The organism is Thiomicrospira sp. R3 (genome assembly GCF_029581415.1).
In the GTDB taxonomy this organism is placed as follows: Bacteria; Pseudomonadota; Gammaproteobacteria; order Thiomicrospirales; family Thiomicrospiraceae; genus Thiomicrospira.
Genome location: NZ_CP121121.1, coordinates 1,618,458 through 1,631,117 on the forward strand (window position 1 = coordinate 1,618,458; position 12,660 = coordinate 1,631,117).

Annotated in this window: 13 protein-coding genes and 1 riboswitch; of the genes, 4 read left to right on the plus strand and 9 right to left on the minus strand. The window is 45.9% G+C overall.

The window, feature by feature from the left end; translation table 11 throughout:
• Positions 1-81: 81 nt before the first annotated feature.
• The 7 genes from P8S55_RS08210 to P8S55_RS08240 form a co-directional block, all read right to left on the minus strand.
• Positions 82-1,596 (minus strand): cobyric acid synthase, encoded by a 1,515-nt coding sequence (locus tag P8S55_RS08210; protein WP_289223736.1) that lies wholly within the window; start codon positions 1,594-1,596, stop codon positions 82-84.
• A gap of 12 nt (positions 1,597-1,608) precedes the next feature.
• Entirely contained in the window at positions 1,609-3,396 is a 1,788-nt protein-coding gene (locus P8S55_RS08215; RefSeq protein WP_289223737.1) for a TonB-dependent receptor plug domain-containing protein, read from the minus strand.
• Between the two features lie 135 nt (positions 3,397-3,531).
• Positions 3,532-3,755: riboswitch (cobalamin riboswitch) on the minus strand.
• A 39-nt stretch (positions 3,756-3,794) separates the two neighbouring features.
• Positions 3,795-4,004 (minus strand): hypothetical protein, encoded by a 210-nt coding sequence (locus P8S55_RS08220; protein ID WP_289223738.1) that lies wholly within the window; start codon positions 4,002-4,004, stop codon positions 3,795-3,797.
• 6 nt (positions 4,005-4,010) lie between these two features.
• Positions 4,011-4,439: a DUF1841 family protein gene (locus tag P8S55_RS08225; RefSeq protein ID WP_289223739.1), complete on the minus strand. Its 429-nt coding sequence runs from the start codon at positions 4,437-4,439 to the stop codon at positions 4,011-4,013.
• Between the two features lie 72 nt (positions 4,440-4,511).
• Positions 4,512-6,101 (minus strand): alpha/beta fold hydrolase, encoded by a 1,590-nt coding sequence (locus tag P8S55_RS08230; RefSeq protein ID WP_289223740.1) that lies wholly within the window; start codon positions 6,099-6,101, stop codon positions 4,512-4,514.
• A 137-nt stretch (positions 6,102-6,238) separates the two neighbouring features.
• Entirely contained in the window at positions 6,239-7,648 is a 1,410-nt protein-coding gene (glnA, locus tag P8S55_RS08235) for a type I glutamate--ammonia ligase (protein ID WP_289223741.1), read from the minus strand.
• A 219-nt stretch (positions 7,649-7,867) separates the two neighbouring features.
• On the minus strand, positions 7,868-8,119 hold the full coding sequence (locus P8S55_RS08240; RefSeq protein ID WP_289223742.1) for a 2Fe-2S iron-sulfur cluster-binding protein: 252 nt from the start codon (positions 8,117-8,119) through the stop codon (positions 7,868-7,870).
• 152 nt (positions 8,120-8,271) lie between these two features.
• On the opposite strand from P8S55_RS08240, the gene P8S55_RS08245 reads away from it, so the two are divergent.
• Complete coding sequence (locus tag P8S55_RS08245; RefSeq protein ID WP_289223743.1) at positions 8,272-9,132, plus strand: ion transporter; 861 nt, start codon at positions 8,272-8,274, stop codon at positions 9,130-9,132.
• Entirely contained in the window at positions 9,129-9,428 is a 300-nt protein-coding gene (locus P8S55_RS08250; RefSeq protein WP_289223744.1) for a BolA family protein, read from the plus strand. Before P8S55_RS08245 ends, P8S55_RS08250 begins: the two co-directional genes overlap by 4 nt.
• Positions 9,429-9,574: 146 nt before the next feature.
• Here P8S55_RS08250 and P8S55_RS08255 read toward each other — a convergent pair whose 3' ends face one another.
• Positions 9,575-10,294, minus strand: coding sequence for an outer membrane protein assembly factor BamD (locus P8S55_RS08255; RefSeq protein WP_289223745.1), 720 nt, complete (start codon positions 10,292-10,294; stop codon positions 9,575-9,577).
• 61 nt (positions 10,295-10,355) lie between these two features.
• Between P8S55_RS08255 and rluD the strand changes: the two genes are divergently transcribed.
• A complete protein-coding gene (gene rluD / locus P8S55_RS08260) occupies positions 10,356-11,405 on the plus strand; it encodes a 23S rRNA pseudouridine(1911/1915/1917) synthase RluD (protein ID WP_289223746.1) in 1,050 nt (349 codons plus the stop codon).
• Positions 11,383-12,132 carry a peptidoglycan editing factor PgeF gene (gene pgeF / locus P8S55_RS08265; protein ID WP_289223747.1) on the plus strand — a complete coding sequence of 250 codons (750 nt, stop codon included), beginning with the start codon at positions 11,383-11,385 and terminating at the stop codon, positions 12,130-12,132. The genes rluD and pgeF overlap by 23 nt, the downstream gene beginning before the upstream one ends.
• Here pgeF and P8S55_RS08270 read toward each other — a convergent pair.
• Positions 12,112-12,606 carry a methylated-DNA--[protein]-cysteine S-methyltransferase gene (locus P8S55_RS08270; protein WP_289223748.1) on the minus strand — a complete coding sequence of 165 codons (495 nt, stop codon included), beginning with the start codon at positions 12,604-12,606 and terminating at the stop codon, positions 12,112-12,114. The genes pgeF and P8S55_RS08270 overlap by 21 nt on opposite strands.
• Between the last annotated feature and the right edge of the window lie 54 nt (positions 12,607-12,660).

A 12,660-nucleotide genomic window follows, 5' to 3' on the forward strand; every position in this document is an offset into this window, starting at 1 on the left:
TTTTATAGTTTTTATCCTTTGCCTTCAATCGCTTGCTGATTTGGGTTTAGCAAACCGCCGGTGTCGCTCACGCCGAGTTCTTTATGAGTGCAATAAATCCAGTATTTTATCCATATCTAAATGGGCATCCAAGGTATCGGCCAAGCGATTGAGTTGTTGTTCGCGTTGTTGGTTGAGGTCGAAGGTTTCGGCGTTCACCAGGCCTGCCCAGTTGAGCAGGGCGGTTAGGGTTTCGGGTTGATCGAATAGGCCGTGGCAGTAGGTGACAAAGATTTGGTTGTCTTGCGATATAGCGCCGTCGGTGTCGCTCATGTCGTCATTATCGCCCATGTCGTTATTATGCCATTGGATAGTGGGTGTATAGTGGCTGAAATCGGTGATGCCTTGGTGGATTTCGTAGCCGGCTATTTTGACCGGGCTAACCAGGCCTGGTAGTTGTAATAAACCGCTGCGATTGATGAGTTGTTTTTGCGGGTAAAAGCGCGTGGTGTAGTTCATTAGCGCCAGGCCTGGTAGTTCGGTTTGATCCGATTCAATCTGATCTGGGTCTTCGATGCGTTGTCCGAGCATTTGCAGACCGCCGCAAATGCCAATCAGTTTGCCGCCATAACGCAGGTGTTTTTGTAAATAGGGTAGCCAATCTTGTTGGTTAAGAAAATTCAAATCAAACGCGACATTTTTAGAACCAGGCAAAATCACTAAATCCGCCGGCGGAATTGGCTCATTATGTTTGACCCATTGAAAATTCACTTGCGGATGGTGAGTCAGCGGATCAAGGTCGGTGTGGTTGGAAATGTGCGGTAATAACGGACAAACGACTTTCAATTTGGCCGTTAACTTAGCCGTTTTGGTTGGTGTGTTTGTGTCTGGGTGATTTGACGCTACCGCATCTTCGGCATCGAGATGTAAACCATGCAAATAGGGCAAAACGCCTAACACCGGCTTGCCGGTTTGTTGTTCCAACCAATCTAAACCGTCTTGCAACAGCGCAATATCGCCGCGAAAACGGTTAATCACAAAACCTTTAATGCGATTTCTTTCAGATTCTGACAAGCAGGCCAATGTGCCGACAATATGCGCAAACACGCCGCCTTTGTCGATGTCGGCAATCAGAATCACCGGACAATCGATTGCTTCGGCAAATCCCATGTTGGCGATATCGCCTTGGCGCAAATTGATTTCGGCGGGAGATCCCGCGCCTTCGACCACAATTAGCGGATACTGCGTTGACAGAATGTGAAAAGAATCGAACACCGCTTGCGCTGCTTTCGGTTTGTAAGCCTGGTAGTCGAGGGCGTTAAGATTGCCAATCGATTGACCTTGTAAAATCACCTGTGCGCCGGTATCGCTATTGGGTTTGAGCAATACCGGGTTCATGTGAACCGTGGGGGCGATATGGGCGGCTTGGGCTTGTAACGCTTGCGCTCGGCCAATTTCACCACCCTCGGCGGTGACGGCGCTATTGAGCGCCATATTTTGCGGTTTAAATGGCGCAACCTTAAAACCACGCCGCACCAACACCCGACACAAGCCCGCCACCAGCGTGCTTTTACCAGCATCCGAAGTACAGCCTTGAATCATCAGGGTGTGGGGCATGGGGTTTTTTCCTTAAAAACGCGCGCTTAAGCCAAGGTAGGCGCTCCGCGCGGCGGTGGCATAACCGGCAATGGTTTGATAATACTTATCGGTTAGGTTATTCACCTTTAAATAAGCCGTTGTGGTTTGGTTAAGTTCATAGTTAATAACGGTGTTCCAGACACTATAGTGTTCGGTAACAGAATCGACATTACCACTGCGGCTGCCAATATATTGGCCATTGAGGTTAATATCAAGTTTGTCTGTGGCATACCAGTTTAGATTTAACCCAACTTGGTTATCTGGACGGCGCGCGAGTGGCTCTCCATTGGCTTTTTCGGTATCTAGATGGGTGTAGTTAATAGCAAATTGCCATTGTTCAAAACGCTTTTTGTATTCGGCTTCAACACCCTTTATTTTGGTTGTGCCGTCGATGTTTTGGTATTGCCCGCCAACCCAGTTAATTAATTCGTCAATTTCTTTATCAAAATAGGTTAGCGTCAAGCCATATAATTTATAGGTAATGCTGGCCTCTGCTGATTTTTCAGGGGTTAGATCAGGGTTAGCCGTCCCCCAAGGGTTCAAAATTTGAATAATGTTGGGAGCGTTATAGGCCGTGCCATAGTTAAGTGCTAAGGATTGATTTGCAGTGATCACCATTTTAACCCCAAGCTTTCCAGTCAATTCAGAGCCAAAGTTGCTGTAGTTATCCCAGCGAAGGGCTTCATTGAACGTGAAGTTTTTCCAGTTGTGGGAATGGGTTGCGAATAGTGATTTTGCATTAGTGCTATCTTTAAGCTTCTGGTTTTGCCCCGCACCCCATGAAAACTTATCGGACTGCGCTTCATTGTGTGTGTAGCTAGCGCCCATCAAAAGGTTTTGATATTGGTGTGATAGGGTAAGCGATTGGGTTTTACCTTTGACGATGTCAGGGTTTGCATCATCCAGTTGTTCGGTGGTAAATAGTGATTGTTCGCCAGCCACCTTGGTTGAACCCAATTGATAGTTGAGTTGGCTGAGGTCTGTTTGAGTATCGGCACGTTTAACATCATTAGGGTCTCCCCAGGCATCATATTCAGAACGCGCTTGCGTATGGTTGTGAGCTAGGGTAAGCGTTTGGTTTTCAGCTATTGGAACAATTGCTCTGGCAGATAAGTTGGTATTTCTATAACCGTTGCTTTCATATTGATTAGGGTTTTCGCCGACGGGTGTTTGCGCGCTGAAGCCCTCGGATGAAATATGGGCGGCATTTACAAATAGGCGTGCATCACCGATTGTGAAGCCCGTTGAAACAGCGGATTTTCCGGTGTTATAGGCACCATGCTCAAGGGTCAAGCGGGTTTCAAGGGATTGTTTGGTAATAATGTTAATGACCCCCGCAGCCGCATCTGAACCCCAAACGCCAGATTGTGCGCCCTTAATAACCTCAATGCGTTCGATATTAGCAACCATTAAGTGGGCTAAGTTCGCACCACCAATATTCGAAGGGTCTTGAGCGCGGACGCCATCAATAAGAATTAAAGTTCGCTGGTTATCTGAACCACGCGTGTACAAACTGGTTGATGTACCGAGTGGGCCGTTTTGCGTGAAACTTAATCCGGGCAGGGTGTTTAGCAGTTCAATCACAGATGTGGCGCGTTGTGCTCTTATGTCTTCTGCATTAATAATGCTGACATCGGACGTGATATGGCTAAGCGGTTGTTCGATTTGGTTAGCCGTCACCACGATTTGTGATAGTTGATTGTCAGCGACAACCAGGCCTGGTGATAGGCAGAGGGCGGCGATTAGGGGTTTAATTTTAAAACGTGTTGCTGTTAACATGGAAACTTCCTTCAATTCATATTAAAAATTATGAACGAAGGCAAAACGGACTTATCCTAATAAGATTCAGGCATTTCAAGGTTGAAAATTTTACAAGCGCTCCGTATTGCCCACCGCAATAGGTTGTTAGCTAAGTAGTTAGCTTGGTCATGAGGCCGGTATCCGGGCTGAGGAGCGGTTTCTTTCACCTTCCCAGTTCAGTGGCTTGCACCTGTTTGAACCAGTGGTTTGTTTGAAAGTCTTCTCCATCACCGTTGCGGGGGCAGCGTTCGATTTGAATTGGGTTTAACCCTGTTCTCACGACTCTTCCCGTTTAACGCGGTATTGAAACCGCGCACCTATATGATGGGGCTATTTTAGAGGGATTGGCGAATTTTGCAAGTTTTGTGAAGCGGTGCTTACTGGTCGTCTGGTGTACGGTGTTTGGCGGCCAATTTATTGGCCCATTTATAGGAGAGCCAGAAGGCAGGCGTGATGATCGCAAAGGTGAAGAGTGCGCTGGTAAAGGCTGTCCAGATCGATTCTCCTTGCCAGCCAACAATAATGCCCACCGCGATGGATAAAAGTAAGCCGTTGCGCAGCGCGCGTTTTAGCGGGTCAAATAACATGGTGTTTTATCCTTTAATCAATTTTTTTAAACAAGCACTGTAGGCGATTTCGTCGGGTGCTTGCTGGTACTTTTGGCTATTCCATAGTGCCTCAGCGAGACAATCCATCATTGCGTGTTCTGCCTCCAGCACACTACCCATTTTAAGGGTTAGGGTTTTGTGAACCTGTGCAATGCCCGCAGGACGGTCAGTGGCCACTTGTTCACGAAGGCCTAAATGCATCCCCATATGTAAGAAGGGATTCGTTTCGCCCATCTCCGGCAGGTATTCGTTTTTAATGTGCTGGCGGTTTTCGAGCATTTTATGGTATTGAGGGTGTTGCTCAATAACCTGGGCTATTTGTTGTTCCAGCGCATCAAGCGGTTGGTTAGTCCGCGCTTTTTGCCAAATATCCGCATAATGTTGGCGGAGTTTATCGCGTTCAGAAGTATACATAGTGAATGCTAACCTTTTGTGACCATTTGTAATCTTATTATTTTAGTGGTTATTGTTGGTTTCTGCAGGCTTTTATCCTGGCGGTTTGGGCTTGTTGAAGTAAATATGAGGTCGAAGTTGGCCTTGAAACCAATAGTTAAGGCTGAGCGCTTGGTCAGATTGAGTGACTACCAGGCCTGGTTGTGGCACAGGGAGAATGTGTTTTGGTTGGAGCGCTAGGCCAGGCCAGTTGATGGTTAGCTCAACATGCATTGGAAAGTAGCCATCTAAAAATCGGCGCATAAATGGCCCACGCTCTAACAGATAGCCTTGATCATGGGCTTGAAGCGCAAGGGTTTGAGCATAGATACAAATTTGTGCGCCTCGATTCAATCCTTGCATTTGCACGCTTGAGCCTTCAACCCAGGCCAGGTCAATCGATTGTTGGCTTAGAATTTCAATATGGCGTGTGTGTTCAGCGTTATAGACTATTTGTAATTGAGCTACGGCATCAAGGTTAGCATGGCATTGGATTAAATCCGCCCAGCCGGTTTTAAGGCTCTGCTCGGTGAGCTCAATTTGATTTCGCATGGAATAGTGTTCATCAAGTGAAAAAGGCTCGATAAAGCGTGCGTTGGACTCGGTGGCGGCGAGTGCATCAAGCAATAAATCTAACCCTGAATCATCCATTAACCAAGCACGATCGGCTTCAGATAGATCACTAAAATCATCTTCGGGTGGCTGGCTGGTCATCGCTTGGTCTAGGGCGGTGAAAAAAGGCCCCGGCGTTTCTTCCCAGGGAAAGTGAGCGCATTGCTCTAAAACCTGAAAAGACATCGCGGGTAGAATCTGCTGGTAACCCTGCAAGGCTTCAGGCATTAAAAGGTCCTGTTGGCAACTGATAAACTCAATCGCACGGCGTTTAGCCAGGGTTTGCAAAAACTCAGCGTCAATTGGATTTGCCTGATACTGGGGCCAAATAGCATGATTTATTTCAAGCGAAAAGTCATTAACGCCAAAATGGCGCGCATAGTTTTGCCCTTGTTCAATAGAATGAAAATAGGTGGGAAGCACTTGGTCGAGTTGCTGCTGAACCAGCGCCTTAGGGTCAAGCGGGGCGGGCAAATCCCATGGGTCATGCTCATCAACCAGGCCTGCTTGTTGGCGTCTTGCATCTATACGCTGGACAAGATTACGCATGGCTAAACGATCCGGGTCGACCGGATTAAGCACAACCAAGCGCGCAATGCGTGTTGGATGTTCGCGTGCATAGTATTGTGCCATTAGTGCGCCCCAGGAATGGCCGATAAGAATAAGTTGCCCGGCTTGTTCGTGGCGGCGTAAGGCTTCAATATCTTCCACCCATTGATCAAGTAGGCGATCAAGGTTTTCAAGTGGGGTGCGATTTTCACCCGTGCCACGCATATCCATTAGAAGTACGCGGTAGTTTTTTGCGAGGTGTTGTTGCACTGGGGTTAGGTTCCAACTGCTAAAACCAGGGCCGCCGCCCAGTAATAAGACTGTGTGATGTCCTTCACCGAGCGGGTGATAATTTAAGGTTTGGTTTTGAAGTGAAAAGGTTTGGGCGGGGTTTGGATAGCCTTGTTGGCTAGCCGCATGGCTTAGTCCGTAGAAAACAAACAACAAAATGGCTGCGGTCTGAACGCGGAGGGCGAGTTTCATGGCTTTTTCCATTTCGACAATAAACCCCGATTATGTCATAAAGCGTTAAAAGCCTGCTGCACAAAAAACAAGGAGAATGATTAAACGCCACAGATAAAAAAACCGCCGAAGCGGATTTTTGTAAACCAAGGTCATACTTATGCAGAATAGTACATATCAAACTCAATCGGGTGTGTAGTGGCACGCATGCGGGTTACTTCTTCCATTTTTAGTTTGATGTATGAATCGATAACATCATCTGTAAATACGCCACCGGCTTTTAAGAACTCGCGATCTTTGCCTAATTCTTCAAGTGCTTCTTCTAAAGAGGCACACAATGTGGTGTAGGTAGCTTCTTCTTCAGGAGGCAGGTCATACATGTTTTTCTCAGCAGGTGCACCTGGATCAATTTTGTTAATAATGCCGTCAAGACCCGCCATCAAACAAGCTGAAAACGCTAGGTATGGGTTGGCGGTTGGATCGGGGAAGCGTAATTCAACCCGACGCGCGCGCTCAGACGGTGCGTAGGGTATACGAATCGAAGCAGAACGGTTTGAACCCGAGTAAGCCAATAAAATCGGCGCTTCGAAGCCAGGAACCAAGCGCTTATACGAGTTCGTACCAGGGTTGGTGAATGCATTCAAAGCACGGGCGTGTTTCATTAGCCCACCGATATACCAAATCGCTTCTTGCGAAAGACCGGCATAAACATCCCCAGCGAAGATGTTTTTGCCATTTTTAGATAACGACTGGTTAATATGCATACCTGAACCATTGTCACCAACAACTGGCTTAGCCATGAAGGTAGCGGTTTTGTTTAACGAATGACAGGTGTTGTGTACGGCATATTTTAAAATTTGAACTTCGTCGGCTTTAGCTGTTAGGGTGTTACCTGCTACGGCTAGCTCGCACTGACCATTGTTCGCCACTTCGTGGTGGTGAGCTTCTACCTTAAGCCCCATGGCTTCTGCCATCGCGCAAATGTCGGCGCGAACTTCGTGAAGTTGGTCAACTGGTGGCACTGGGAAGTAGCCGCCTTTAACTTTTGGACGGTGACCCATGTTACCGCCTTCATAGACTTTTTCAGAGTTCCATGCGGCTTCTTCACCATCAATTTTGACGAAACAACCCGACATGTCTGCGCCCCAGCGCACGTCGTCAAAAATGAAAAACTCAGGCTCTGGGCCGAAGAACGCGGTGTCGGCGATACCGGTAGACTGTAAATAAACTTCAGCTTTTTTAGAAATACCACGCGGGTCTTTTTCGTAAGGTTCTAAGGTTGAAGGTTCAACAATCATGCAGCGGATAACGATAGTTGGGTCATTAAAGAAAGGATCAATAAAATAACCATCAGTTTGTGGCATAAGCACCATATCAGAGCTTTGGATGCCTTTCCATCCGCGAATAGATGAGCCATCGAAGCTTTGACCATCTTCAAAAAACTCATCATCCACATCGGCCGCAGGGATGGTTACGTGTTGTTCTTTACCAATGGTATCGGTAAAGCGTAAATCCGCCCATTTGATTTCATTTTCTTTGATTAGGTCGACTATTGCTTGTGCAGACATAAGCTTATCCTTCGTTACTGTGTTGTTTTATGTTTTAATCAGATGCCTGATTGTTGGTTAAGTTAAAGCGCAAATCGTGCCAGATTTATTAATTAGGGCTTATTCTTTTTAACCTGTTGTTTTTAAATTAAGTTTCTTATAAAAAATGAAATAGGGTTGTAGGTTTTAACAGGTTTGTTATGCACCTTGTTTGTGAGGTTTTGATTATTTTGGTGCAAGTTAAGGAATTTCAATTTCAACATCAGTGAGTGGAATCACGCTACAGGTTAAGATATAGCCTTTATCACAATCATAAGCAGGCATTTGAATTTCGTCTACTTGACCTGAAATAAGTTTTACTTCACACGCACCACAGTTCCCACCGCGGCAGCTATAAGGCATATCAAATCCTTGTTCGTCTAATGCTTCAAGCATTGAAAACTGGCCGTCAAACTCACAGGTTCCTTGTCCAATAACGGTAATGGTTGACATAGTGTTGTCCTCTTGAAAGTAAAAAAATGAACCCTATTCTAGCAAAAATTTAATTTAATTTATTTTGCTTTGCAATAAAAGCAATACAAGGATTTAAGTACAATAGCGCCAGTTTTGGTTTTTTAATAGTACAAGCAAACAGAGAGAATAGGATGAGTGGACAGTTAAGAGGTTCTTGGGCCAAACTTCAGCATAATTTTAAGTTGGTTCGTGATAACAAGGCTTTTGAGTGGTTTGTTATTAGTGTGATTGTGGTTTCATCCATTGTAATTGGTGCGCGTACCTATGATATTCCGCAAGGGGTGTTGGGGGTGATTGCGGTAATGGATGTGGCGGTTACATTGTTTTTCTTAATGGAAATTCTGCTGCGAATGGCCGCCGAAGACCGCTTTCGCGACTTCTTTAAAAAAGGCTGGAACGTTTTTGATTTTACGATTGTTGTTGTTAGTTTAATTCCGATTGAAGATTCCGAATATGCGCTGATCGCTAGGATGTTACGTTTGTTCCGTGTATTGCGTTTAATCTCATTTATTCCAGAGATGCGGGTGCTGGTGAATGCGTTGCTCATCGCTATTCCGCGAATAGGTTACGTGGCCTTGTTAATGTTTGTTATTTTTTACCTGTATGCGGTTATTGGTAGTTTCTTGTTTGCTTCAATCAACGACTTCTTATGGGGGGATTTAGGTGCGGCCTTGCTCACGTTATTCCGTGTTGCGACGTTTGAGGACTGGACTGATGTAATGTATGAAACTATGGAAATCTATCCGTGGAGTTGGATGTATTATTTAACCTTTATCTTTATGTCGACCTTTATTTTCCTTAATATGATGATAGGTGTTGTGGTTTCCGTTCTTGAAGAAGAGCATAGGAAAAGCCTTGAACAGGGTTTAATTGATCTTGAAATCAGTGAGGAGCAACGGATGAAAAATATAGATAATCAGGTTGCAGAATTAAATCGCAAGCTGGATATGTTGTTAGCCCAGCAGGCACAAGCTTTGGAGAGTAAAAAATGAGTATGCAACAGCAAATTGAAGAGCAGGTTCACCAGGCGTTTAACCCGGTGTATTTAAAGTTAGATAATGAGAGTGATAGGCATGCTGGGCCAGCAACAGAGTCGCATTTTAAGTTGGTGTTGGTGTCAGCCGTCTTTGATGGTTTAAGTCGTGTTAAGCGTCACCAGGCTGTGTATAAGGTGTTGGCATATCAGATGACAAAGGTGCATGCGCTTGCTTTGCACACTCATACCCCTGATGAGTGGCAGAAAAATCAATCTGTGCCAGCATCACCCTTGTGTGCAGGCGCTAAATAGGTTTTTGTTTTTAAACATTTAACAAGCCGATGATAAAAAATATAAATTAAACAGGTGTTTAAATGGCTTTTAAATGATTTTAGAGGGTGTATGCGTTTTATACGGTAGTGGCGCACCATTTTGGATCTGGTGCACCGATTTGGGATTTAGCTGTTTTTGTCAATAATGGCCTGGATGGTCTGTGCATTGCCTTCCATGCCTAGTTTTGTATAGGCAGAATGCATTAGCTTTAGCGCAGCCCTATTCGATTGTGATCGTGGATAGTGTTCGATAACCGCTGTTGCGCGATTCGCTGCAGCCAAGTAAGCACCACGGCTGTAGTAATAGTTGGCAATTTTCATTTCACGTCTGGCGAGTTGATTGGTTAAAACAATCAGTCTTGATTGAGAGGCTTTGGCATACTGACTGTCAGGGAAGCGTTGGATTACCTGCTGGTAAGCGCGATAAGCCTCAAGTGCAGATTTGGCATCACGTTGTGCGGGGTCTGTAATGAACCTATCTAGCCAGCTGCGGTTAAGCGAATCCGACGCGACGGCTTTTAGGTAGTGCGCATAGGCGAGTTCAGGGTGGCGCGGATAGATGCGAATAAACTCGTCAAGTTCACGTATAGCTGAAAGCGGTTCATCGTAACGGTAATAGGCATAAGCCAGTTCAAGGTAAGCTTGCTCAGCATGGTCGCCATAGGGGTAGTTAGCTTTGAGTTTCTCATAGTACTCTATCGCCATTTTCCATTGACCTTTATCAAATTCGCCTTTTGCTTTTTGATAAAACTCCTCAACCGTCCATTCCGATTCAGGTTTTTTGAAAATAGACGAACAGCCCGTTGCCATACTCAATATCAAGATAATTGAAAGAATTTTTAACATGATTTCTCGGTTACAATAGTAAAATTATTTTTTAATATTATCACAGATTAAGGAACGTCGCTTGAGTAGTCAAAGTTTGTCTGCAAAAATTTCACATGATCAAATGGGTGCAAGACTGGATGCGGTGCTTGCCCAAGCTTTTCCCGATTATTCACGTAGTCGCCTGCAAGCCTGGTTAAAACAGGGTTTGGTTAAGGTGGATGGGGTTGTGGTGACCAAATCTCGCCACACGATATTGGGCGGTGAGTGGGTTAAGCTTGAGGCGTTGCTGGAAGATGAAACCGATATTGCTGCTCAGTCGATTGCATTAGATGTGGTGTATGAAGACGAAACCATTATTGTATTAAACAAACCAGCAGGCCTGGTGGTTCACCCTGGTGCGGGTAATCCGGATGGCACGTTAATGAATGCACTGCTCCATTATGCGCCTAAGTTGCGTGAAGTGCCACGTGCCGGGATTGTGCATCGCCTGGACAAGGATACATCGGGCTTGATGGTGGTTGCAAAAGACTTGCAAGCCCAAACTCATTTGGTGGATCAGCTACAGCGCCATGATGTTGAGCGTGTTTATGATGCGCTGGTGGTGGGTAATATGATTTCGGGCGGCACCATTAGTAAGCCAATAGGACGACATATTAATGATCGTAAGAAAATGGCGGTACGTGTTACTGGCGGCAAAGACGCCACCAGTCATTATCGTGTGATAGAAAAGTTCCGCGCGCATACCCATGTAAAAGTCAGCTTAGAAACCGGGCGTACGCACCAAATTAGGGTGCACATGGCTTATTTAGGTTTTCCATTATTAGGCGATCCCGTTTACGGTCAACGCCTCAGAATCCCTCAGAAAATGATGCCCGAGTTTGTTGAGTTGTTACAAAACTTTAAGCGCCAAGCGTTACACGCTGGCGTGTTGAGCCTGGTCCATCCTAAAACCGGAAAAATCATGAAATGGAAGGCGCCCATTCCTGATGATATGGCTTTGTTGATTGATATTTTGCGTGACGACCAGGTGGATTTTATTGCCAATAGAAATAACGCCTACGACGAACTTGATTATGATTATGATGTTGAAGTCGAATGGGTAACGGATGATGATATTCCCGATTATTGAGCCGAGTTGGTCGGTACCGACCTCGGTTAAAGCCTTGACAACCACCCGTGTTGGCGGGCGAAGCCTTGCGCCCTATGCCAGCTTTAATCTGGCGGAGCATGCTGGCGACTCGCTGGATGGGGTGGTGCAAAATCGTTTATTGCTTCAATCGGCCTTGCCTAGCGATGTTCAGTTGGCTTGGTTGGATCAGCAGCACACCTCGCGGGTTGTGCATTTTAACCAGGCCTGCTTAACAAAACGCGTCGCGGATGCGGTTTGGAGTGATCAGCCAAATCAAGTTTGTGCGGTGATGACAGCCGATTGTTTACCCATTCTGTTAACCAGTCAATCAGCCCGTTTAGTCGCTGCGGTTCATGCAGGTTGGCGTGGTTTAGCCCATGGCGTTATTGAACAAACCCTCTCGGTTTTACCCGACAGGCCCGAGAATATGATTGCCTGGATAGGGCCTGCTATCTCACAGGACTATTTTGAAGTAGGGCAGGATGTTTGGGATGTGTTTTGCGCAGATAACGCAGTAAACCGCCGTTTTTTTAAAACAGTCTCCTTGCATGACGCTAAATTTAAAGCCGATTTGCCGGGCTTAGCAAAGCAGCAACTCAATGCATTGGGCGTTACGCAGGTATACCTATCTGGTATGTGTAGCTTTGCAGAGGCTTCACGATTTTATTCTTATCGGCGTGACGGCCAAACGGGTCGAATGGCCAGTTTAATTTGGCTGCAAGGCTAGTTTTTCAGCGTCAAGTAATTGTTTTTTTAAGGCTATGCCCCAGGCAAAACCGCCGACTTCGCCATTACTGCGTATCACGCGGTGGCAGGGTATAAACCATGCGATAGGGTTTGCTGCAACGGCGTTGGCAACCGCTCTTGCCGCTTTGGGTTGCCCGATTGAATCAGCAAGGGCTTGGTAACTTCGGGTTTCGCCATAAGGTAAATTTAAAAGTGATTGCCAAACCCGGATTTGAAATTCAGTGCCTTGAGGCGCCAAGGTTAGGTTTGGCTGGTCGGGCTTTATCGGCTCGCCTATCTGTTCAGCAAGCCACAAACTCTGCTGTGTCGAAGCCTTAGGGTAGGGCAGGTCTAGCCATCCAAAGCTACAACGCAGAAGTTGATGATTCGCCATGAGTAAACTGATCTTGCCAAACTTTGTATTATGCTGTGCAAGATAAATCGACCCTGGGTGGTGGGGTTTGCTAATTAACATCGATTCGGAATCAGGTATAATGCGTTAAAATTGCTTCAAGAATAACACTTCAAA